This window comes from Marivirga arenosa (genome assembly GCF_030503895.2).
In the GTDB taxonomy this organism is placed as follows: Bacteria; Bacteroidota; Bacteroidia; order Cytophagales; family Cyclobacteriaceae; genus Marivirga; species Marivirga arenosa.
Window position 1 is genome coordinate 1,630,208 of record NZ_CP129970.2, and the last position, 24,065, is coordinate 1,654,272.

The window sequence follows — 24,065 nt, forward strand, 5'->3', positions numbered from 1 at the left end:
CAATTTAATAATCGTATTCGTAATCAGTCATCATCATATTCAGCTTCTTCTTGTTCCTCGTGTTCTGCTGAGATGTCAGCTCGAATTTCAGTATGTCTTATTTCTCCTCCGCTTGTTCCTGTTTTTTGAGCGTAGAATAATGTCACTACAGAGAATACTAATGTTACTATTAAAATGATTCCAGAAAATGACTTTTGCTTCCAATTAGCCCAAAAACCAATTAGGGAAATACCCCCTAATACATACATCATAATTGAAAAAGTTTCTGCTACTTCCTCATGTTCATGAATAATATCATGACTTATATTTCCCATTTCTTCAACTATTTCTTCAGCTTCTTCTCCTGTGTTAAATGCAAAAAGTGTTAAGATTGCAGCTAAAATAAATAATAAATAGGCCGTCTTTTTTAAGATATCAGACTTAAAAACAATCCCTCCGACCATAACGAATAGAGCAATGATAGGAACTATAATGGGGAAATGATTGACTACTAAATGCCAGTGTGCAGAGTTCATAATTTTAGTTAAGTAAATATTAATTACGGAAATTTAACTATTATAATTTAAAATTAAAAAATAGGCTGACTCAGCTCTAATTCATTTTATAAAAAAGTAATTCCCTTGATTTAAAACCATTGTTTTGTTGATATTATTGCGTTAAAACTTTATTCCAGTTGATATTCCAACCCAAGGTAGATACTTTGGAAACCACTCAGTTGATTCAGCTAGGCTAATCAAATAGCCCGTAAATCTAAAATAAATTTTATTTGAAGTAAATTGATATCCGATTCCAGTATTAAATTCTAATTCTGTTTCCCATGATATTTCTGTCTCTTTCACATATGTATTTCTATTTGTAAACAGAAAATTAGATATCCCTACTGTGAAATATAGTTTGTGATTATCTTTTCCAATAAAATAGTTTCCGTAAATCATTTGAGAAGTACTAATATCAAGATATTTACCGGTCTCTGTCGCACCATTATTATTTCTGCTAATTTCTCCTCTTTGAAAATTAATTATGCCCAAACCGCAACCAATAGCAAACTGTTCACTGATCAAATATTCGTAATTGAACGAACCCATTAAAAATGTCCGACCACCAAGTTCAAGATGCACGTATTGTTTTCTTATGTCATCCCCAATTACATATTGAGACCTTTTTATATCTGTGGTATCTTGAGCATTTAAATTATGAATTATCAAAACTAGAGACAGGGCAACATAAAACTTTCGAAAATCAATTAAGTGTTTTGTCATGATAATTGCTATTCATCATTAAGTCAATCATATCAAATGTTTTTCACCGATAACGGTACTTAAGTTAAAAAGATCATTATAGGCTTCTTATATGTTTTTTTTGTAAAGATTTAATATTTATTATTAATAAATTTATGCAAATTAAAGAAGTATTTCATTTTGAAATGTTATGAAAAAATTAACTCTATCGATTCTTCTATGGTTTTTTCTTTGCTCTTTCAGCCTTGCATTTCAAATTCCGGATAGCGTTGAGGTTGAATTGAACCAAGTAGTGGGAGTGGAGAATAAGGTTAACTTTTTGCTTGAGTATGCAGATCAGGCCCTAAAGATTAATAATGGGCTTCATTATCAGCTAGCAAATGAAGCTAAAAGGCTTGCATTAACAACTAATGACGAGAACCTTATAGCGAAGGCCGAAAAGCAAATAGGGCTTAATATTCAATCCCAAAATTTGCTTGATTCGGCTAGGAATCATTTCCTTCTTATGATCGATAAGTATGGTGAAGCATTAGAAGATAAAATTCTTGCTGGATTATACATTGAAGTAGGAGCTACTTATTACTATGAAGCGAATGATAAAATGGCCATTGAATATTGGAAGCGAGCTAATCGTATTATCGAAAAGCTAAACGATACAAAGTTGCTAGCCAAGTTAAGCAATAATATAGGGGCCACCTACGGCTACTTGGGCGACTATAAAAATGCAATTTATTATCTAAAAAATGCGATTAAGTATAAGCAGCAGCTAGGCGATAGCGCTTCTTTAGCTTCATCTTACCATAATCTGGGTATTTATATTTCAGAGTTAGCCTCTTACGACTCAGCTCGCTATTTTTTTTATAAGTCTCTTGAAATCAAGAAAAAATATAATGACAAGAAAGGCTTAGCGAAAACCTATAACAGTTTGGCAGTACTATTTAGTGATGAAGAAAAATACGATTCAGCTTTGTTCTATAATTCTAAAGTATTGGCTTTGGATTTGGAAATTGGTGACTCAATAGCCTACTCGATTGATATTGGTAACAGAGCAGGATATTACTTGAAAACATCAAGGTTTAAGGAAGGGATTCAAACAGCAAATAAATCGATTCAACTTCTAAAAGATGTAAAAGCCAAAAGTGATATGTATAAAGTCATTGCACAATTATATGAGGGTGCAGGTCAATACAAAAAGGCGACTGAAAATTGGGCGAATTATGCGGAATTAAATGATTCCATTATCAGTGCTGAGCGTGCACAATCCTTGCAGGAATTGCAAGTACAATTTGATACAGAGCTAAAAGAATCAGAAATAGCTAAACTGGAGAGTGAAAATAAGATCCAGCGTCTTCAACAGCAGAAGGATAGGCAGTCTAAAATCATGCTTATTGCTATTCTTAGTGCAGTAGCTATCATTGCAATACTGCTATTTCGAAGTTTCAAAAAAGAAAATAGTGCAAAGAAACTGCTTGATCAGCAGAATAAAGAACTCAAAGAGCTCAACTTCACTAAAGATCGACTCTTTTCCATTATTGGACATGATTTAAAAAGCCCCTTAAGTTCGTTTCACACCATTACGAAAAGTCTAACTGAAAACTGGGACAAGCTAGAGAAAGAACAACTGAAATCGTTCATTGAAAGCCTGCGTGACTCCTCCAAAGAGGTGCATGAAATGATGGATAATTTACTTCGTTGGGCGCTTTCACAAACGGGTCAACTCAACTATAAACCACAGCTATTAGAACCAAATGTAGTGGTAGATGATGCAATTAAACAATTAGAGGTTGCCATTCAAGCCAATGGTCTTACCCTAAATAGGAAATATAATTCTTCAGCAAGTATTCAAGCGGATCAAGATTATTTAAAAATAATTTTACGAAATCTCTTAAGCAACGCCATAAAATTCTCCTCTATGGGTAAATCCATAGATTTAATTATTGATGAAAACGAGCGCTATAGTACCATAAGTATAAAGGATTATGGTGTTGGTATGTCTGAATCTGAGCTTGCGCTCATTTTAAGTGAAAATGGATCAGTTCATGATATTAAAAATTCTGATAAAAAAGGTACTGGATTAGGCGTAACCCTGTCAAAAGAGCTTCTACAGAAAATGGGTGCCAAACTGGAAATAGAAAGTGAGCAAAATTCAGGTACAACATTTAAATTATTATTCCCCAAAGCCGCATGAAGGAGCATTCTGTTTTTATCATAGACGATCATAAAATTGTAAGGGATGGCATTAAAGCAATCTTGCTTGGTTTTCCCGAGTTCTCCGTGGTAGGGGAAGCGACATCTGGTACCGAAGCCAAGGAAAAATTAAAACAGCTAGAGCTACCTTCTATCGCGTTTGTGGATTTACGTTTGCCGGACTGTAACGGATCCGTTCTCATTAAAGACTTGATGGCAATTAAAAATGACTTACGTTGTATATTACTCACAGCAGAGCCTAATGCACTAGATTTAAAAAGAGCGCAGCATGCAGGAGCGTATGGTTTTCTGGGTAAAGACATTGAATCTGATGAGTATATAAGAGCACTGTCAACTGTCGCATCAGGAAAGAGGTATATTTCACAATCTTTTAGCAATTTGCTCATTGAAGACAATGCTGATCTCAGCATTCGAGAACTTGAAGTGCTGCAACTCATTTCCGAAGGACTCCCCTACAAGCAGATTGCAGACCGGCTTTCAATAAGCCCGCGAACAGTGGAAGCTCACAAAAATAATCTCTTAAAAAAATTGGATGTCACGACCCCGATAGAACTTGTGAAGCAAGCGCTAAAGATCGGTTTAATAAAGGGATAGTTATACAAAAAAGTGAAATAATTATACTAATTACGGGAATTCACCTAGTAAGTTTGTGAAAATAACCGATTGAATTGAGCCGATTTTAGTAAGACTTTAGCAAAATGTTAAATCTTACTACTATGCGAAAACTATTTACACATTTTAGACTATTACTTACGGCCTTATTTATTTCTGTAATACATTTTGCTTCAGCGCAGGCTCCTAGTTCCTCCACTCCAGCTGATAATGCTACCAATGTTAGTGTTCAGCCTGGATCTTTTCATTTCCAATGGCAACAGCCTTATCAAGTATCTCTGTTACCCTCTAATTTGGATCAAGTTTATTTGAGAAGATCAGATAATGCTACTAATATCACTACTTTCAATTATGATAATGATACTAGGTCTTTAACGATGACACCTTTTTTGGGCCTTAGTACTGCTAACCTGGCAAGTCAATTAGATCCGTTTACCACTTACGAGCTTATTGCTACAGGATTTGACAACATTAACTTCGCAAATGTAGTGGGTGTGTATGACGAGAACACAAGAATAAGAGGAGGGTGGAGTCCTAATGATGGCTCGCTCGTTACATTTTCCACTGGAGCTGACAATATCAACCCTAGCTTAACAAGAAAAATTCCTGTTGCTTCTGATCCTAATGTTTCACCATCTACTACACAAATTTCTTTAACATTTGATGAGGTAGTGGTTCCCGGTACTGGTAATATTGAATTAAGAAGGTTTAGTGATAATGTGGTTATGGAATCCATAGCCATAGGCGCTGCTACTTTTTCACAAAATATTAGTCCTCTACCCAGAACTACCGTCACTGTTCCTCTAACGGCATTGACTAGCAGTACGCAATATTATGTACACATGCCTACCGGTGTGATTAAAGATGATAGTAATAATGATTATGCGGGTATCACAGATAAAAGCTATTCTTTCACTACAGGAGTGGGTGATACAAGGCCTCCGGAAATAGTTGATTTTATTCCAGTAAACGGTGCGCAAAATATTAGATTAACTCAAACTTTTATTGGCATTGACTATGATGAGCAAATTTCTGTAGGCACAGGACAAGCAGAGTTGCGTGATGCGGCTAATAACCTTGTGGCCTCTTTAACTCCCTACATCGGTAATGGAGAACTAAGGTTTTCATTAACTTCAACCACTTTAAATCCCGGAACTACATATTCACTTTACCTTCCGGAAGGCGTAGGAAAGGATTTAGCTGATAACCCGACACCAGAACTCACTTTAAATACCTATCAATTCACCACCACCATACCGCCTACTGTCACTAACTTAACTCCTGAAAACAATGCAACGGGGCTTTCTACCTCCATTAATAGCGTTACGGTTACCTTTTCAGAGCCAATATTTTTCGATCCGAATGGCACGGGTGGAAATGTATGGATTGATAAAGATGGAAGCTGGATAAAGCTTTATGTTATGGATGGATCCGACCCAGATATAGAATTTGATGGACTGGATATGCACATCAATAACTTACCGGCTTTAGACCCTAATACTACTTATCAAGTGAGATTAACAGGTGCGCTTACTACTTATATTGATGCAGACGGTAATGGAATTCCAAATATACCTGCTGGTGAGTGGACTTTTACAACTGGTGCAGGAGGTGACGTTACGCCACCAACTGTATTTAGTAGAAATCCATCAGCTGGTGCACTAGACGTGCCTGCAGATGAATTATTTACGATAACTTTTAACGAGGACATCCAGGCACCTACAAGTACGAATTCAGGTTATATTAGAATAAAAAGGCAAAGTGATGATACACAGATAACTGTTATTTCCTACAGTACTCAATCTATAACAAATGGCTTTTTATCTGTCACTAATAACGCTATTTCATTTAATAGGGATAACCTTCCCGTAGGTACTGCTTGTTACATCTCAATTGATGATAATGCCATCAAAGATATAGCTGGTAATGGTATTACAAACTTAGATAATACCACTAGCTGGGCTTTCACAACCTCCTCAGACAATCCCCCGCCTGCTATTCTAACTAAAACCCCGGCAACTACCACTAATAATGTTCCATTAAACCAAACATTTACAGTTACTTTTGATCAGAATATTATATTGGAAGGAGGCGAAATTATCGTTCTATTGTTGGATGGAGAAACTCCATATTTCTACAGAGAGAATGATGCAAATGTGAGCTCGGTAGATAATGAACTTACATTTACCCTTCCGCTAATCGAAAACTCAAAAACCTACAATATAAGATTAGCTAATATTCAAAACGCAGCAGGTAATGAGATAGCTATCACTCCAGAGGGAGACTGGGTTTTTACTACAGCCGCGCCAGATGTTACGAAACCGACAATCGACTCAGCCGTGCCGGTGAAATCATCCAATAATGTAGATGTGAATTTGGGAACTATTGTCCTGACTATGACTGAGCCAGTGAATAGAGGCCCATCCGGTGGGTTCAGGTTGCGCCAGTCTGGTGGAGGAGATCCGGTTGTTAAACAATGGAATGTTGGTGACGCGAGCGACCTGACAGTAAGTGGCAATACAATTACCTTGGCAGGTATTCCAGAAATGCAAGGAGGTACAATGCATTATCTTCAGTTTACTGGATTCAGTAATTCCATTACTGATGATGCAGGTAATTTTCTGGATAGCTGGACTTTGAGTACGGTATATAACTTCGTCACCGCTGATCCTCCTGCTATTGTTAATATCCCTGATGCTAATTTTAAGTCGTATCTGGTGGGAAATAATTCCATTAATACTAACGGTGATACAGAAATTCAGGTGTCTGAGGCAGAGGCGTTTACTGGGCAAATTTCTGCCGGAAATTTGGGGATTAATGATTTAACGGGTATCGAAGCTTTCCCCAACTTAACTGAATTGTATGTAAACAATAATAACTTAAGCAACCTTGACCTTAGCAATAACCTGCTATTGACGGATATAAATGTGAATTATAATGATTTATCGACTCTAGACCTATCCAATCATGCTAATCTTATCACGGTCTTTGCGAGAGCAAACGCTTCATTGTCTGCCTTAAATTTGTCCGCTTCTAGCAGTACAATAGAGAGGATAAACGCACGTGAGTGCGCAATAACTAGCTTTGAACTTGACGGTGCAATAAATCTTACAAGTGTGGAGTTGGGCTATAATGCACTAACAAATGTTAGTATTACTAACTCTAGTATTTCTACTAATCTTTTTCTTAATATAAATGACCTTACAACGGTAGATTTTACAGGCACTAATGTTTTTGATCGTTTCCTGATAAATGGGAACACCAATTTAACAATGCTTGATATTAGCGATATGGTAGATGTTCAAATTGTAGATGCTAATGGAACCTCCATTACCGAGTTAGACCTTTCAGCTAATGTTAATTTAAGAACGATAAATGTAGCTAATTGTAACTTGTCTTCACTATCCGTTAAAAATGGGAATAATTCTAATATTAGCTCATTTGATGCGAGAGGTAATGCTAACCTTACATGTATTAATGTTGATGATGTCACTCATTTTGAAACTAATTTTTCTGGGAATGTAGATGCAGGGGTCAGCTTTTCTACTACATGTAATAATGATGTTTCGCCTCCGGTAGTAAATTCTACTTCACCATCCGATGAAGGCACATTTGCGCCATTAAGTGGAGGAGGAGGTATAGTATTCAATGAAGCAGTGCAACAAGCGGCTGGAACTATTGAACTATATCTCGCTGATGGGACATTGATAGAATCCATCCCAACTGGAGTAAATGATACGCGTCTCGGACAACCGGCAGATTTTAGAATTACCTGGGATTTCAATACTGATTTAGTTCCATCTACTGCTTATTACATTTTAGTTTCAGAAGGCGCTTATGAAGATTTGGCCGGAAATCCTTTTGCCGGCATAGGGGTTGGGGAGCTTGACTTTACTGCCAATGCTAGACCATTGATTGAAGCATTATTGCCTTTAGATGATGCAACTGACATAGCAATTGATGCTTCACTTACCTTAGATCTTGATGAGGATATGTACGTGGATGGTGCGGTACAGTTGATCATCAAAGACTTTGCTTCAGATAACACCTTTGCGTCTTTCGACCTTTCTGCCCTAGATATGGGAGAAGGAGCCGGCACCTTCCTAAACGGGATCATCACGGTTAATCCTGCTTCAGATTTTGACAACAGCACTCAGTACTATGTGGTCCTAGAAGGAGCGGGAAGCTTAAGGAGTTCATTCAATGCTGAATCTTTTATCGGGCTACAAAACAAGAGCGATTGGAATTTCACCACGGTTAATGCAAAGACAGACCAAACCATTACATTTGACGCCTTAGCAGCCAAAACATTCGGAGATACAGCTTTTGAGCTCACGGCAACAAGCAGTTCCAATCTCACAGTTTCCTATGCAAGCTCAAATACTTCGGTAGCCACTGTAGATGGAAATATGCTAACGATTGTAGGGGCAGGGAGCACCATCATTACCGCCTCCCAAGAAGGTAATAATGACTTCAATGCGGCTGCACCAGTACAGCAAGAGCTGATCGTGAATAAAGCAGCACAAACGATTACCTTTGAGCAATTAGAAGATCAGCTACTTGAAGATCAGAGCGTGGAAGTAATAGCCAATTCAAATGCTAATTTGGAAGTAACCTTTGAGGTAAGTTCGGGCCCAGCTACCCTAAGCGGTAACACCCTTACATTCACAGACCTTGGCACTGTAGAAGTAGTAGCAAGCCAGGCAGGCAATCAGAATTATATGGAAGCTTCAGCGACCATGAGTTTTAAAGTGATTTCAGCATGCGAAAGTTTCTCTGCATCAGCCTCAATCATACAGCCTATTTCATGTGCGGATGCATCAGATGGTAGTTTTGAACTTACGGTTAGTGGAGGAAAAGCACCTTTTACTTATGAAATGGGAGGCAGCTCACAAAGTGAAAATCTATTTCAAAATATGAGCGCAGGAACCTATGAAGTAACTATTATGGATGCAAATGGATGTAGCGCTATAGTTTCGGTGGAACTGATTGCTCCTGAAGCGCTAGCGATTACAGCAGAAGTAGAGAACAGCACGAGTATATTCGGAAACGGAAGCATAAGCATAACAGTAACGGGAGGGACAGGCCAGTACACCTATGCATGGTCGAATGGGGCAGCAACGGCAAGTTTGACGGAGCTAGAAATTGGCGAATATAGCCTAACGGTAACTGATGAAAACGGATGTAGCCTAAGCGAAACTTTCACAGTAGGTGGAGTAACTGCAAATATTGAAGAAGGGCAAGCGGAGTGGTCTTTTTATCCAAATCCAGCAATAAATAGCTTGCAAGTGCAACACTCAGAGGATGCAACTCAATTAAGCATCTATGACTTAAGCGGAAAGCAGTTGTTAGAACAAAAGTTAGAAGGTAAGTCATCTGTAATAGAGGTTTCACAGCTTCCAACTGGTGTTTATCAACTCAAAATAAACGGGAATGCACCTAAAAGATTTATTAAAAAATAATACGAAAATGAAAATGAAATTAATATACACAGGATTGAGTTTTTTGGCTATAGGGCTATTGCTAATGGCCTGTAATTCAGAGGAGCCATTAACGCCTATAGAAGAAGCACAGCAAGAATTATTGGAAGCCATTCAAGGCACTTGGACGGCCAATGAAGTCCGTAAAGATGGAACATTGATTACTGATTTCGAGGATTTTACGCTAACGATCAGCGATAAAAGCTATACCACCACCAATGGTAGTCCAGTGTGGCCTGGCAGTGGGAGCTTCGACTTTAGCTCAGTGGAGACTGAAAATGAATTTATTCGTCAGGACGGCAGACTGTTCACAGTTTCTCAATCAGGTTCAGCCTATTTAGTCACCATTATTTATCAGGAACAGAACGCAAGGGGAGAGTTTGGCACTTTTGAATTTGTTATAGAGTAGTAAGACGAAGTGAAGAAGTGTGTAAACAAAAAACCTCTAGCCATAGGCAGAGGTTTTTTGTTTTTTTAATGTTTAAAGATTTGAGAATATAGTTAACGTAATATCCTTAGAATTTTAAACTACCTCCTTTTGACCTAGCCTTATAATGTACAACGCTCATCATTAGGTTTCACGAAGTAGGGATACACTATTTTGGCTTGTAAACACGAAACAAATGCTTAGTTGTTGTGCGCTATTTTTATGTCAATCAGTTTTTGATTTAATAAGCTTTTTATAATAGAATAGTTCTGGGTCTCCATCATCTAATCCGTTAAGTTTACCTGCAAAAGAAAAATTAGCTTTTGTAAGTGCTTTTTGCATTCGAGTATTTGAACTATTGGTCGAAGTAAATATCTTATCCGTTCTACATTTTTCACACAACAAATCAAATACTTTTCCACCTATTCCTTTTCCTCTATATTTTTCATCTATGATTATCAACTCTATCCAACCTTGGTCAAAAAAACGGTAATCAAAAATCAAGAACCCAATCACTTGATGATCTGATAAAATGAGAAAGCATTCGTCACGTGATATTGCTTTGGTGATTTTTTCTTCCCTGTTCAGCTTGATGTGTTCGTTCTTGTCAAGCCTATAATCAATGTCCACTACAATTAGCTTCTCTTTGTTAGTTGCTTTTCTCAATCTTATGTTTTCCATATTGAGAATCTAATCGGTTTTTTATTCGTTAAATTCTTTAGGATATTCAACCCTTCCATATACTCCTTTCAGTCCGTTTTTAACCAATTCAATTACCATACAATTCTCTTTCGGAACTTCAAATGGCAATTGTATTCCGTATATATCCGCTTGTTTATAACCGAATCTTGGGTAGTATTTTTCATGTCCTAAAAGAACGATTGATTTATACCCTAATTCTTTTGCTTTTTTGTGTGATTCCAGTATTAGTTTTCCACCAATTCCTTTTCCTTGAAATTCAGGTAAGACAGAAACAGGTGCCAACGCCAATGAATCAAATTCATTAGAATCGTTCTTGATTTTAAGTTTTGTCAATAGAATATGGCCAACTATTTGTCCGTTAATTTCCGCCACCATTGATAGTTCAGGAATGAAAGCGTCTGATTTTCTTAATCTTTCGACCAAAAACTGTTCAGTGTGGTCTGCGAATTCAGCATCTTTAAAAGCACTTTCAATTACGCTAAAGACTTCCTTATGATCATATTTTGTTTCTTGTCTTATTATCATTTCCAATGTCATCTTATACGCACTACGTTCTTGTATATGAAAAGTAGCGGATTCATGTACACTAAGCTTTTGGACTATAAGATAATTAATTAAATACAAAAGCGGTTCAGGTAAACACCTAAACTGCTATTTTTTATATACGTAGTTGGAGTTAGTTTTTATCTATTTCCAATTAAGACTCTTTTCAAATCTCCCTTTTCTTTAGATAATAAAAAGAGTAAATACGGTGCGAATATAATAATCCCTAGAATCATTGCTACTATCGCAATTACAATTGAATTAATTGAAAAATTGTTTCTCCAAGCTACCCATAATGCTGAAAGTATCAAATAGCATTGAAAATCCAATGCAAATTGCCCCATCCACGTCAAGGAAGTAGCAAATTCTATAGCTCTTGCTAAAAAATTTCCACCATCATTCTGAATTGCGATAACTGTATATATTAATAGTCCAAGTGTCTGGATTATTAAAAGTCCTTTTAAGAATTTCTGCTTTTTACATACTTCCATTACGATTATTGTTTCGGTAAAAATAAAGAGCTTAATGGTTAAATTTTAGACGCTACCGTCCAATGGGATTTTTCTATCTTATTGTTTGAGCTGTAAAACCATATTACGAATACTTGCGAAGTATTCCTCAAGCCAAGATTCATTCAGAGTTTCATCTGTAATTTGAAGATAAAAGATTTCTAAACTGAGCATTAGCACCATTTGTGCTAATGAATTGTTTTCTGACAAGCCTATTACTCTTTTCCAAATAGGAAGAATCGCAGGAATTGAAATCTGATTGGTTAGATTGAAGCAATTTTCAAAATCTGGGTTTTCTCTATGAATTCTTAATTGTCGATTAAATAATAGGTCAAGTTTATGTTCAAGAATAACTTTTATTAGTTCTTTTTCATTTTTAGAGTTTGATTCCTTAGCAGCAACAATTTTGGCTTGGTGTAAGTGAAAAGTCAGTACTCTTTCCAAAAAGATTTCTAAATCCGCAAATAAATGATAAAAGGAAGATTTATGCTTGCCAACTTCTTTAGATAGTCGTTCTACTTTAAGTCCTCTAGGTCCTTCGTAGGCGAAAAACCGATAGCCTTTTTCTATCCAGGATTTTTCTATTTCTTTCATTTCGATTTAATTACCGCTATCGCCACTGTATAAATTCGTGGCTGATTAAAAGTATAAAAATTTGCGTTAACTACCGAGGCAATCCACAAAGAGATAAAGTCACATTTACCTACTAACTGCCATGATTTATGACAGGATGTGTGTGCCCAGTATGGGCATCTGGTATCGAAGATACCATATTATTCCAGAGGGTGCAAGTCCCTTGCAGGCGAGTTGGTGAAGTCTGTTAGTAAGCCGTAAGCTGGTTTTTCGTGAGGAATGCAGTGAAGAAAGCGGGACTACAAAATCCGGTACTGACGAACAGGAAGTACATACAGAGGCACGATAGGGAGGGTGAGCAAGCACATCTTTGTAAAGCCCTTGACCAACAATCTTTATTGTGTAGATGTATCAGGAATCGGAGGAAGGAATATGTCCTTACCTGGGGAGGTCTTGGAATAGATTCGGTTTCTATGAGCCAAGAAGTCAGCAGAAGTCATAGTAGTCATGGGTAACGAGCCGTAAGCGCTACGGAGGTCTCACAAAATGATGAAGGACGGAACGTCAGGTGATTCGAAAATCCGATAGGGAGGCTTTGCTAGCCCTATCCCAAAAGTAGAATCGAGGTATAGTTGGTGTAAAGAGCGACTATATTATGCTTGACGAACCGCTGTATACGAGACCCGTACGTACAGTGGTGTGAGAGGCGCACCGTGGGCTTATAGCTCACGGCCGTCTACTCGATTATGCAGCGTTAATATTAGCTGGTCGAATGTTATTAAGTTCGTCCTGCTTGTCTTTACGCTCTTCTTCAATATCAAAATCGTCTTGCAAACCAAGCCAAAATTTGGCAGATGTGCCGAAGTATTTTGCTAATCTTAAAGCAGTATCAGCAGTGATCTTTCTGCGTCCTTTTATAATTTTACTAATTCTGGTTTGAGGTATAAAAGTATCCTTAGCTAGTCTATATGCCGAAATTTCCATTGGTATCAAGAATTCCTCATTGAGAACTTCACCCGGGTGTATGTTGTCTAATTTTTCCATAATCTCAAATTAATGATAATCAGTTATTTCAATTTCAAAGCAATTTCCATTTTCCCATTTGAAGATTATTCTCCATTGCTTATTAACTCTAATACTGTAGAATTCTTTTAAGTTTCCACCTAATTTTTCCAGCCGATTCGAAGGCGGAATTCTCAGGTCTTGTAAATCTTGAGAGTTGTTAATCATTCTTAATTTTCTTCTGGCAATATTTTGGATTTCGTTTGGAAGCTTTTTGGATCTTTCACCGTTCCATATCTTCTCTGTTTCTTTACTGCCAAAAGATTTTATCATAATTACTCCTTGCGTTACTAACGTCAAAGATAACTAATTAGTTTTGTATTAGGAAATGTTAATGAGGAAGAGATTCCAATGCTGCATAACGCCTGTATAAAACCCGTTTGTTAAACTGGTCTATGAAATACTGAAAGTAGTAATTTATGCTATCTCCGCAAACTGATACACTTCATTAATTGTAAAATATTAGATTAATTAGATGCCATAAATGCTAAAAGCAATATCCTTGGTGGATGGCTATGAAAAGCAAGCATAAATTGCAAGCGATTGAGCAGACATTTGGCTACAGGGTGGTGAGCAAATGGGTTTTATACGTTGTTGAGGACAGTTTATAGATTAGCTCAATAGTATTATAGTTAGAAAAGGAGCTATAAAAATCCCGATTGTAAAAAATCCGTCACCATAAGTTATCTTGCGTTCGTTTAAAATATCCATGCTTTTAGTTGAAGCTCCTGGCCATGTAATTGTCGGTTCCTGTCGGTAAAAGCCTTTATAAAGGGCTCGAAATATTTGCCAATACAGCAACATTAGAAAAGGTAGGTAAAAGTAAGTGCTTGCATGACCTCTTGCTTGCTGAAGTTCAGGATTCATTCGTTCATTGAAACCATAGTATGCTAGTCCAAGTGAAACTACTAGAAAGGCAATATATTTAGTGTTGCTGTAACGAAGAAGTAGGAATGCAAATGTTAGAATTATCCCAAAATTAAGGAAAATAGATAAAGCCGGATAGTTCATAATATGGTCCAAATTGTCACAATTGCCCTCAACGCTCAGGTAAAATGCTGTGTGGTCCGAGCTTTGTTAATGGCACTAAAGTAGCGATTCTGGTTCAGGCTCACAACGGTTCAGATACAGCACATTCCACAAGCATTTTTCTGAGTGGCAGAGAGAAAAGTAGAAAGCACTGACCTCTCCAAAAGCAAGAAATCGCGGTTCAGTTATACTGAAAGTGGCAGATAGGCTGCAGCCACATGCATTTTTACCACTTGTTGTGGGTAGTTTTTACCAGCCTAAAAGTTGGCCAGTTAGCATAAGAATTATGAAAAGCCCCATGTAGATAAATGCAGACTTGTTCAGGTTCGTCCACATGTTGAGTTTGAGTTGGTTGTTCTGCTCAATGAATTGGGCAATAGCATTCTTAATGTCAGAGAAATTCTTAATATCGAATTCGCTTAGTTGAAACTGCTTACCGTTTTGAAGTTCGACTAATACTCCCTGATATGTTCCGATGTTGTTAGTGAAAGGGTAGGTGTTAAAGCCTTTGATATCAGACGCAGTTAGTGTTGTTCGCCAAAAACCTAAATAGACAATGTTAATGAGCTTGTGTTCGGGATCAATAATGACAGTTCTTAGGGAAGATGTTCCGAAATAGAGTCCCATGAATGCGAATAATGAAAATATCAGAAAAGCAGTTAACCCGATGAATTCAAAGTCTGCGATCAAGGTGTTAAGAATCAACACGCAGAATGTTGCGAATCCTGTTCCTAGTAAGACTAAGAAAAACTTCAGCAATGTTGGTCCAAACTTGGCTTTTGACTTCTGCATAATTACCCACAACGCCACTGTATGTATTCGTGGCTGATTAAAAGTATAAAATTTTCAGTGAACTACCGAGGCAATCTACGAAGAACTAAAAGAATAATAGCCTACGAATAGCCATGATTTATACAGAATGTTATCAGCTTTTTTTCCCCGACACTTGGTTTGAGGTTATAATTATCGTATATTAGTGGCGTAAAATTACGCCAATGAGTTTAGAAGACGATAAATCAAATCAATCTTTAACCGAAATCTATGATTACCTCGCGTCTAAGAGAACTGCAACATTAGTTGAACTCCTGGAGGAGCAATGTAAAAAACACGGAGTTTCCCAGAGGCAATTAAGTCAGATAATCGGGGTTCAACGCAAATCACTTCAGAGGATTCTTGAAGGAGAGGCTCAAAAAGTTGATGTTTTAACTCTGTTAAAGATTAATCAATTCCTTGGACTGGAATTAAATGAAGTAATAAAGCTCTATGTAAGTGGAATTCCATCAGATAGTGTAAATGAGCTTGAAGCAAGTAGAAAGTCAGCCTATATAGTAAAGCACTTTGATTTGGAGGGATTAAAAAAATCTGGCTTTATCAAAAGTCTTATCGATTTTGGTGAGATTGAACAGAGGATTTTAGAATTTTTTGGTCTCGATAATATATATGAGTATGACTCTGAAATCAGTGGAGCTTTATTTAGTCGGACTAAAAAGAGCACTCATGACAAAATGATGGAATTTTGGGTAAAATCGGCTTATCTCCAATTTCAGAAAGTTGAAAACCCAAACGAGTATGATAGAGACTCACTACTGGAATTGATATCGAAAATGAGACCTTATACCCGTCAAGTCGAAAGAGGCTTGACAACTGTAGTTAAGGCCTTATTTAATATAGGGATTACAGTAATTATTCAATCCTATCTTACTAAGACTCAAATTCGGGGCGGTACTTTTATTGTGAATGGTAAACCCTGTATAGTGTTGACAGATTTTAATAAGCGATACGATACTCTCTGGTTTACACTGCTCCATGAATTATGTCATGTTCTGTTTGATCTTGAAACAATTGAAACCACAACTTATCACCTTACAGGTGAACCCGATATTTTTCTGATTGAGGAAGAAGCAGATCAGTTTGCAAGAGACTATCTTTTAACACCAGAAAAGTTAGCAATTGTCCAACCGTTCATTTTTTCTGAAGGTGTTGTTAAAGAATATGCTCAAAGATGGAAAATTCATGAATCTATAATCTATGGGATGTACTTGCATGAGAATGAAAACTATTATCCAAAATTCAGGAGTTATATCACAAAGTCTGATCAAGCGGTCAAGAATTTAAAATTAAGTAGTTGGGATGAGGATTCAATAGTTGAACATGCAAAAAGAATTAAAGAGGTATTAACGGCAAAATAATTTGAAATGAGTAAGAAAAAAGAAGAAGAGGAAAAGGCTAAAAAACTAAAGAAAAAGGAAGAGATAAACAAAATTCTGCGCAATGCAGATGCTGGGAAGGAAATGCAATTGGGAATGCATACCAGAGATTTTTCGTTTCTCGATGGGGTTGAAGAGAAATTCGCTAAAGACCTTCAAAATCCTGACGAGTCATATAGGCTATATTATAGTATAAGACGTTTGTTGATGGAGTATTTGCCAAAAGGGAAAGAAAATGAAAAAGCGAGAGAATTGGTCTATGAGCAGAAAAATATATTCCTAAATCGAGGAAAAGCAAAAGGACCCGATGGATATAGAGGGAGCGATGGTAGACAAGCATATATTTCTTCAGACTTAGTGGTCGCGTTAGAAATCGTGAAAGACTGGATAAAATCTGGTGCTAATTCCTTTGATATTTATAATCAGTTCAACGAGAAGAATATTGAATTAGGATATATCGATCCGAAGAAGCAGTAATTGCTGATAACGCCACTGTATAAATTCGTGGCTGATTAAAAGTATAAAAATTTCAATTAACTACCGAGGCAATACGCAGGATTGGCTTATTAAATTAAGTTAACCAATAAGGCAATCCTGTGGATTGCCGAGCTTTCTACAAAGAGCCACAGTTGCGTTACGCACTGAATAGCCATGATTTATACAGAATGTTAGGCATTTTATTTTTCGTAATAGGTTCTATGAAACGAATGGGAGAATTGAGTATTGGATCCATTAATAGTTGTGATTAGTACTTGTTCATCATGACTAACTTTCAAGTGGAATTTATACTGTGTTCGGTCTATAAACCCTTCGATTGATACCATGAGAACTTTAATGCCTTCGACATAAAGATTTCTAAATTCGTCAGAAAAATATCTGATTTCTAGTTGATCTTCGTCCTCTGTTGGCCACCAAATTGTTCGGATAGGTTGCCAGTTATGTGTTTTCCCAATCAATTGTAGGAAGAAGTTCTTTAAAGGAGTTTTTTTATAAACTTCAAGGCTCTGAAGAATTTGGACTTGAGAACTAGGATTGAAAACAACCAATTTAACTACATAAGAGTCCTTAAGTTGCTTGGTCTCAATATGCTTGAATTCAAGTGAATTTCTTCGATTCACACCTCGATTAATTAGATATGTTCTCTTTAGTATTCTAAAGTTGAAATAAAGTGTCACAAGAGACAATAGAGCTATTAAAATATTTATAAAAGTAAAAGGATTATTGGTGATATATTCTTCTATTTCTTTCAATGCTTGATTTGGTATTGTTAGGCACTTTTTGTTTTTTCTTTTAACTCATTAAAGTTGATAATATAATCGATCTCAGTAATTACTGGATACCTTGAAACTACATAATGAGTGATGTCGTTTATGCCTAGTTTCTGTTTTATTAAATGCTCTCTGCCAACTTCCTTAATGTAAGCTTTTTTATAGTATCTAATAAGTCTATGATTTAACTTGGCCATTCTTTTAGGGTCATCTTGGATTCTACTTATATCAATGAAATTGTTCTTGCATTGAAAATTGTGGATGTGATTATCCTTAATTGTAATGATGTCAAATTCTTTTCTATTAATTCTTTTGATATCTGTTAGTTGATAGCCATTATTTTCAAGTACTGAGGAGACCTTGTCTTCGAAAACAAATCCCGAGTTAATTTGAAAAGACTTGTTTTTAGAAAGACGGTTTAAAATAATATTTGTTATGAAGCGATTAAATAAAACCACAGTGGTTATTAATTCACTGTTGTCTTTTTGAAATAGTGAAACAAAGTTTGACGAATGGAAATAGTCAGTTTTTGAACTAAATAATTTTAATGCTTTAATGTATGGTTCAATTTTCTCTTCAAAAAGTCTAATTGGTATTCTTATGAAGTAGTCATCAGTGCAAAACTCTTTTAACTGACCAACTAGAAAACTAAGCTCAATAAAAGTAATATCCTTCTTTACTGAATATTTGTTAAAAGTCGCTTCGATTAACTTGATGTTGTTTTGAACTTCCGAATAGGTAAATATTCTATCAGTAGGTAACGGTATTAGATCTATATCATTTGTCTGATTGTTACGAAACTCAATTTGGTCAAGCATGGTAAGAACCTGTGGTTCTAGAAGAAATGATTCTAAGTTATAATGTGAATGACTTGGTTTTGGAATTGATTGTCGAAAGTCAATTGAATAATTTGATAATGAATGATTCAATAAAATGCTGTAGTAATTTGTAGTAATGTTCTGCAAGCATGAGTCAATAGTATATTGAGTTTGATTTAATGTGTCAATGAATTCAAAACTGAAATTACCAATTGCCCATTCATCAATTAGGTCAAGGATTGTTACATAATATTTCCTTCTTGACTGATAATAAATAAGGGCGGTTTCGACAGTGGAAAAGTCAAATGGAAGTAGTTGATTTAATCCATGGCTTTCATAGGCCATGGTACTAGCATAATTCATTTGAGCAAATTGTTGAAGTCTCTTTGAAACATCTCGACCAAATAGACTTTCAATTTTTTTCAATACGTTCATGAAATTTATCATGTTTGAACTATCCATGAGATTAAACGATAACCCCATAAAATCATTACGTAAGTCGCAGTCTTCAATTTCCCATGAAAGATTGATAAATTCATCAACACACCTGAGTAGTAAAAACCAATTTTTCTTTAAAGATGTTGGTTCATATTTGGCAAAATGATTTTTTATGGAATCTAACGAATAGGTCTGAGCACTTTCTAAAAAAGCATCTAATTCATCGCCTGTAAGTAGTTTATTAGGTAAGTCCATTTCAATTGTGCCTAACGCCAAGCTAAAATGCGTTTGCTAAACTTCGCTGATGAAATACTAAAGTAGCGAAGCCAAAACATAACCACAATTATTAAAATAAAAAAGTAGAGAACCATGCTGAATGCTTGACATAAATCTAAATGAAAAAGTTGTTTGGCTTTGTGGCGATTTACCTCTTCACTTTGCTAGAAGCAGTAAGCAAATGCATTTTTAGCAAATGTTAGAGAGATTTTATTCTATGCCATTAAAAAAATGTCCACAGTTATCCTATTCCCGATTCTCCATCTTAACCATCCTGTCGCAGAGGAAGGACAATCGGTAATATATGCTGAACAAGGCATTCCCTCATTTGGATTCTTAGGTGAATTATAGAAGCAATCATATTTAACTTTAATCCAGTCTCCTTTAACTTCTAGCACACAGAATAATTCATGCTTGTCATCGGGAATCTGAACCGTTTCAGACAAGTCATTTGGTTTTTCCTTTATGGGCTGGTTCTTAAAGTCATTGTTTTCAATCCTACGCCTTATTCCGTGGGATTTTTTTAAGTACTCCTCCCAAGTCCAGAATATATAATTTGGGCTTTTCGGAACATATTTGATATCCTTTTCATTAACCAAAACTTTATAGGCCTCTTCAACGGAATCTAAAACTACAACTTGGACAATACCATAATCTGGTTTATGAAATTTGGCACAAAATGGAGATGGAGTTTCATAATCATAAATATCCCATGAGCAGAATTGGTCAGATAGGTTTCGGTCATTAAAAGCCTCAAAAATGAATGGTCTTTCGCTTTCAGTATTATATCCTAATAGGCCTATTCCCAGTCCCGAGGTGGGATTCGAATATTCACATTGCCCAAAAGCAGATGCATTGAAAGATATTAAAATAAATATTATTATCAGATTCCGCATATTCTCTCTAACGCCTACATAAAACCTGTTTGCCTACGTAAGCTATGAAAAGCTAAACTAAGCAATTTATGCGGTTTCCACCAAGGCAGAATGTTGATTAAAGTGATGTCTTTATACAGCCAGTCAAGTGGGTCGGTAAAATAAAGTCCGCCCGATGATGGCAAATGTTGACTTGACAGAATTAAATTAAAAGCTATTGAGCTCTACAATGCTCGGTCCGCCCGTTGATGAAGTTGCCACAAAGTGAAAGCATAAATTGCTGGCTGGTTACTGCTAAGTTTGCTACAGGGTGCTGAGCAAATTGGTTTTATGTGTTGTTGTAGGTAGTTTTTTATTCTTCATTTAGCTTGTCAAAGTATTTTTTTCGTAAAAACTTGTTCACGTCCCTTTCTATTGTGTCAGCTGAATTTTTTAAAATATAATATTCAAAATCCGATTCAGCCTTTTTGTATAAAGAATCTCCGACATTTAATTCTTCGTGAATGTAAAATGGAATCTCTTTTTTCCATTCATTATCAATCATTATTGGTCTAGTCCGCCCATGGTCTTTTTCCAAGAGCAAACTTGTAATTTTTCCTGAATAAGATTCTTCTCGAATTATATTGTATTCCTTTTCCAGATAGCTAAGTGAATTATTTCGAATCAACAGAATAGAAATGAATATGATAAAAATCGGAATAAACACTAAAGCAAGACTTTTCGTAACTGTCCGTTCTTGCTTATTTAGTTCATTTTCGCTTTGTGTTCTCATTCGCGTAATTACCTACAACGTCAGGCTATCGATCGTTTTGATTGGGAATCTTAGTAATTTGATGACCTTTCATTAATGATTCGATAGCTGATGTTGTGTTTAGTATATTTTTAATTACTCCTAAAGTAGTAGAAATTAGGGTAATTGAAAAATACGGAGTTCCTTTCTTAAAACCATCACAATCATCTGCCATGTCAGTTGGAGTCATGACTAAATGGTATATAGGAGAAACTATGTATCCGTTGTCATGCCGGTAGAAAGCCTAAATCCACCCCTGATAAAAACGATTGCTTTTTCATTAGCCTCTGAATTCCTTGACTTTATGGCTGGAATCGGCTAACTTCATTCTAAGTTTTTTAACGGTCTCAACCGTTTAGAAGCACACTGCTTCCACGGCTCGCCCGCAAAACTTAGGCCTTTTCAAGGCTAATCAATCCGCTTTTTATGCCCTCTTTCTGCCAACTGCCTTGCAGAATAATCTTAAGAAAGGAATTAAATACAACGATTAGCTAAGCACAGTCGGCTTAGCCTTTCAAATATATCAAATGTATCTGATCCAGATGCCCTTTGCAAACAACTAAGTAAGCCGATTGGGCTTAGCGCCTGTTACCAGTCCGTTTTTTCAATTAGGTCGAGTTCAGTTGCCAAGTTGATAATTCTCAAACATACTTTAGAGAAATCGTTATCGTTCGGGTGATCAGAATAGCTATCAGACATGACAATATAGAACTCTTTACCAGGTTGCACTACTTCCAAAGACCAGTTCCAGCCATCAGCTGCAACAGAGCTAAAATCTATTTGATCATGTCCATAAAAATTGGACTTGTTCAATTGTTCGATGAGTTCAGCTACTATGTTCTCAGATAAATTTGTTGTGGCTCTACTGTAGTGATATTTAACAGAATCAGCTATGACTGATTTAGAGATTATTGCCTCTATTTCGGGGTTGAAGTCACCATATGTCAAATATCTTTTCAGAAGCCGAGTTTCTTTGTTGGTGAGTTCGGCAATGTTGAAGTGTTCAATCGTTCGGGTGTTATTCTCCTCAGTCTTAATAACTAGTACAAAGTTGTTCTTAGATCCGTAGATGTTAATCAAAATATCTTTTTCCCAACCTCTTTCCCAGATCAGTCTGATAAAAGTTGAATCGGCTGATGTTAATCCGAAGAAATCATGTTCTTCAAAGTTATCAAGTTGTCTGCCAAGTCCTCCAATTGCCAATCGATCGAATCTGTCATCAGAAATATCTACTTCGATGAAGTTGAGTGCTCTGTTCAGGAAATCGGTGTTAGACTGTCCGTTCGTTTGGAGTGTTAGGATTGTTAGGAGCGATATAGAAAGGAAAATTTTCAAATTGCGATTATGACTGGTAACGCCTGTATAAAACCCGTTTGTTACACTAGGCTATGAAATACTGAAAGTAGTAATTTATGCTATCTCCGCAAACTGATACACTTCATTAATTGCAAAAGATTAGAATAATTAGGCGCCTTACTTGACCAACGCAGTATCCTTGCTTGCCAGCTATGAAACGTAAGCATAAATTACGGGCTCTTTAGCACTCAATTTGCTACAAGGTGGTGAGCAAATGGGTTTTGATACTATGTTAGGTAGCGTTTCTAATTTTCAACTAATGCTTTTAAACTCAAAGCGTATGATGTTAGAATATAAATCGCAGTTATCCAATTTCCCAGAATACTGATAACGAAGGATTCATTAAATCTCTTTAACGCACTTCTATATCTCTTGGGGCTTAGAAAGAACATTAGAAATAAGATGTAAACTGCAATAGGGATTGTATATACTAGCCAAGGTGTCTTTACTGGTGTCTGATTCAAAATGTAAATGTAAATACAGAACATATAAGAAAGAGTCGAGGTGCTCGCCCAAAATGCAGCTCTATACTGAGGTTTACTCGCTCCAAAGCTCAAAGCTTTTGAAAATTTAAAAAACCTAAAATAAAAATATTGAATGATAGTTGTCATTATGATTGAGTGGGAAGGCAGTGCTACCTAACGTTTAGTATATGAAGCGTAGCGTCCCGCAGGGCGCTATGATTTCATATATAGTGTTACCAGCTTTTTTTTTGTTTAAGTTCAATGATTTTAATACTCTGTTCTATTAAGCGAAGTCTTAATCTCATTTCAGTGACTGAGTTTCCTTTCGCACCAGAATCTATTTTATAGCGGATTAGAGTATTTAATTCCTCACGATATTTTTCCATATTCGGCAACTGTGAAAGTTGCTTAATTTTTATTCTTATATCAGAAAGTAAGCCAGACTTCACAATTACTTCATCCGCATATCTAATGTCAGTAGCATTTACAGCCGTCCCCAAAATTGTCATGCCTCCACTTTTTTCTAATAACTCGTTATTTGCTCGATTTATAAGGGAGTAAAGTTTATAAAATGGATCATCTTCTGAGTTTTTTTCTAATAATTGGCTAATTGCATGAGTATTATTTTCAACGTGATACACCAACCTATCGATATCCTGTACCTTACTTTGATGAATATAATCTTCGGCTAAATTTAACTCTAGCCAAAATAAAAGAAATATAGGAATGACAATTATAATAGAATCTGCAGTCACTCTAAAACTTGACTGTCTATCCAAGAATACCTGTAGCATCATGAAAATAGCCGCCAAGAAGATATTTGCACTTGCGAAAAGGAAAAACACTTCTGATATTTCCCAATAGTTGTCCCAAACTCTAGGAAGAATTATTCTGTAAATAACCAAGCAAATCACAGATAGAGAAGACAATAAAATTAGTGGCCACTTAAACTTTGAGATTCTATTTTTTGAATAAATATTTATTGCGACACCAAAGGCAATGAATAAAACACCTAAAGTTATTGTTGATGTGAGTCTGCTGTCTGTACTGAAATAAACCGTTATTGCTCCAAATAGAATTATTATTAAAAACAGTAATTTCCCGATCCAACGGTTAGGCTTATTTTTCAATCCCATGTGATTTTAGTTTTTATAATAATCTGTAACGTTTTACAATATATTAAATATCTA

Annotated in this window: 23 protein-coding genes; 6 read left to right on the forward strand and 17 right to left on the reverse strand. The window is 36.1% G+C overall.

The annotated features are described in order from the left end of the window. Window positions 1-23: 23 nt before the first annotated feature. Both QYS48_RS07135 and QYS48_RS07140 read right to left on the reverse strand, forming a co-directional pair. Entirely contained in the window at window positions 24-515 is a 492-nt protein-coding gene (locus QYS48_RS07135; protein WP_308358150.1) for a hypothetical protein, read from the reverse strand. A gap of 141 nt (window positions 516-656) precedes the next feature. Next, the gene (locus tag QYS48_RS07140) at window positions 657-1,259 is read right to left on the reverse strand and encodes a hypothetical protein (RefSeq protein WP_308358151.1); all 603 of its coding nucleotides are present in this window, start codon (window positions 1,257-1,259) and stop codon (window positions 657-659) included. Between the two features lie 169 nt (window positions 1,260-1,428). Here QYS48_RS07140 and QYS48_RS07145 point away from each other — a divergent pair, with 169 nt between their 5' ends. From QYS48_RS07145 to QYS48_RS07160, 4 genes are all read left to right on the forward strand, one after another. Further along, the gene (locus tag QYS48_RS07145; protein WP_308358152.1) at window positions 1,429-3,426 is read left to right on the forward strand and encodes a tetratricopeptide repeat-containing sensor histidine kinase; all 1,998 of its coding nucleotides are present in this window, start codon (window positions 1,429-1,431) and stop codon (window positions 3,424-3,426) included. After that, complete coding sequence (locus QYS48_RS07150) at window positions 3,423-4,040, forward strand: response regulator transcription factor (RefSeq protein ID WP_308358153.1); 618 nt, start codon at window positions 3,423-3,425, stop codon at window positions 4,038-4,040. The genes QYS48_RS07145 and QYS48_RS07150 overlap by 4 nt, the downstream gene beginning before the upstream one ends. 122 nt (window positions 4,041-4,162) lie before the next feature. After that, the gene (locus QYS48_RS07155) at window positions 4,163-9,520 is read left to right on the forward strand and encodes an Ig-like domain-containing protein (protein WP_308358154.1); all 5,358 of its coding nucleotides are present in this window, start codon (window positions 4,163-4,165) and stop codon (window positions 9,518-9,520) included. 13 nt (window positions 9,521-9,533) lie between these two features. Beyond that, on the forward strand, window positions 9,534-9,947 hold the full coding sequence (locus tag QYS48_RS07160; RefSeq protein WP_308358155.1) for a hypothetical protein: 414 nt from the start codon (window positions 9,534-9,536) through the stop codon (window positions 9,945-9,947). Window positions 9,948-10,190: 243 nt separating this feature from the next. On the opposite strand, the gene QYS48_RS07165 is transcribed toward QYS48_RS07160, so the two are convergent. The 8 genes from QYS48_RS07165 to QYS48_RS07200 all read right to left on the reverse strand — a co-directional run bounded on the left by QYS48_RS07165 (window position 10,191) and on the right by QYS48_RS07200 (window position 15,175). Next, window positions 10,191-10,646 carry a GNAT family N-acetyltransferase gene (locus QYS48_RS07165; RefSeq protein WP_302102756.1) on the reverse strand — a complete coding sequence of 152 codons (456 nt, stop codon included), beginning with the start codon at window positions 10,644-10,646 and terminating at the stop codon, window positions 10,191-10,193. Window positions 10,647-10,667: 21 nt separating this feature from the next. Further along, window positions 10,668-11,192 (reverse strand): N-acetyltransferase, encoded by a 525-nt coding sequence (locus tag QYS48_RS07170; RefSeq protein WP_308358156.1) that lies wholly within the window; start codon window positions 11,190-11,192, stop codon window positions 10,668-10,670. Between the two features lie 158 nt (window positions 11,193-11,350). After that, the gene (locus QYS48_RS07175) at window positions 11,351-11,701 is read right to left on the reverse strand and encodes a hypothetical protein (RefSeq protein WP_308358157.1); all 351 of its coding nucleotides are present in this window, start codon (window positions 11,699-11,701) and stop codon (window positions 11,351-11,353) included. A 78-nt stretch (window positions 11,702-11,779) separates the two neighbouring features. After that, window positions 11,780-12,313, reverse strand: coding sequence for a TetR/AcrR family transcriptional regulator (locus QYS48_RS07180; RefSeq protein ID WP_308358158.1), 534 nt, complete (start codon window positions 12,311-12,313; stop codon window positions 11,780-11,782). 723 nt (window positions 12,314-13,036) lie between these two features. Next, entirely contained in the window at window positions 13,037-13,336 is a 300-nt protein-coding gene (locus QYS48_RS07185; protein WP_302102753.1) for a HigA family addiction module antitoxin, read from the reverse strand. A 9-nt stretch (window positions 13,337-13,345) separates the two neighbouring features. Then, window positions 13,346-13,627: a type II toxin-antitoxin system RelE/ParE family toxin gene (locus QYS48_RS07190; protein WP_302104082.1), complete on the reverse strand. Its 282-nt coding sequence runs from the start codon at window positions 13,625-13,627 to the stop codon at window positions 13,346-13,348. Between the two features lie 339 nt (window positions 13,628-13,966). Next, a complete protein-coding gene (locus QYS48_RS07195) occupies window positions 13,967-14,365 on the reverse strand; it encodes a hypothetical protein (RefSeq protein ID WP_308358160.1) in 399 nt (132 codons plus the stop codon). 267 nt (window positions 14,366-14,632) lie between these two features. Beyond that, the gene (locus tag QYS48_RS07200) at window positions 14,633-15,175 is read right to left on the reverse strand and encodes a hypothetical protein (RefSeq protein ID WP_308358161.1); all 543 of its coding nucleotides are present in this window, start codon (window positions 15,173-15,175) and stop codon (window positions 14,633-14,635) included. A gap of 203 nt (window positions 15,176-15,378) precedes the next feature. Here QYS48_RS07200 and QYS48_RS07205 point away from each other — a divergent pair, with 203 nt between their 5' ends. Together QYS48_RS07205 and QYS48_RS07210 are read left to right on the forward strand one after the other, a co-directional pair. Continuing rightward, complete coding sequence (locus QYS48_RS07205; RefSeq protein WP_308358162.1) at window positions 15,379-16,572, forward strand: XRE family transcriptional regulator; 1,194 nt, start codon at window positions 15,379-15,381, stop codon at window positions 16,570-16,572. Between the two features lie 6 nt (window positions 16,573-16,578). Further along, window positions 16,579-17,067 (forward strand): hypothetical protein, encoded by a 489-nt coding sequence (locus QYS48_RS07210; RefSeq protein WP_308358163.1) that lies wholly within the window; start codon window positions 16,579-16,581, stop codon window positions 17,065-17,067. A 200-nt stretch (window positions 17,068-17,267) separates the two neighbouring features. Here the strand turns inward: QYS48_RS07210 and QYS48_RS07215 are convergent, their stop codons facing one another. The 7 genes from QYS48_RS07215 to QYS48_RS07245 all read right to left on the reverse strand — a co-directional run bounded on the left by QYS48_RS07215 (window position 17,268) and on the right by QYS48_RS07245 (window position 24,011). Then, a complete protein-coding gene (locus tag QYS48_RS07215) occupies window positions 17,268-17,708 on the reverse strand; it encodes a hypothetical protein (RefSeq protein ID WP_308358164.1) in 441 nt (146 codons plus the stop codon). Window positions 17,709-17,857: 149 nt separating this feature from the next. Then, on the reverse strand, window positions 17,858-19,390 hold the full coding sequence (locus tag QYS48_RS07220; RefSeq protein ID WP_308358165.1) for a hypothetical protein: 1,533 nt from the start codon (window positions 19,388-19,390) through the stop codon (window positions 17,858-17,860). 215 nt (window positions 19,391-19,605) lie between these two features. Then, entirely contained in the window at window positions 19,606-20,286 is a 681-nt protein-coding gene (locus tag QYS48_RS07225) for a hypothetical protein (RefSeq protein ID WP_302102746.1), read from the reverse strand. 331 nt (window positions 20,287-20,617) lie between these two features. Then, entirely contained in the window at window positions 20,618-21,037 is a 420-nt protein-coding gene (locus tag QYS48_RS07230; RefSeq protein WP_302102745.1) for a hypothetical protein, read from the reverse strand. Window positions 21,038-21,062: 25 nt separating this feature from the next. Continuing rightward, window positions 21,063-21,245, reverse strand: a complete 183-nt coding sequence (locus QYS48_RS07235) for a hypothetical protein (RefSeq protein ID WP_308358166.1) — start codon at window positions 21,243-21,245, stop codon at window positions 21,063-21,065. Between the two features lie 398 nt (window positions 21,246-21,643). Beyond that, window positions 21,644-22,390: a hypothetical protein gene (locus QYS48_RS07240; protein WP_308358168.1), complete on the reverse strand. Its 747-nt coding sequence runs from the start codon at window positions 22,388-22,390 to the stop codon at window positions 21,644-21,646. A gap of 718 nt (window positions 22,391-23,108) precedes the next feature. After that, complete coding sequence (locus QYS48_RS07245; RefSeq protein WP_308358169.1) at window positions 23,109-24,011, reverse strand: hypothetical protein; 903 nt, start codon at window positions 24,009-24,011, stop codon at window positions 23,109-23,111. Window positions 24,012-24,065 lie beyond the last annotated feature (54 nt).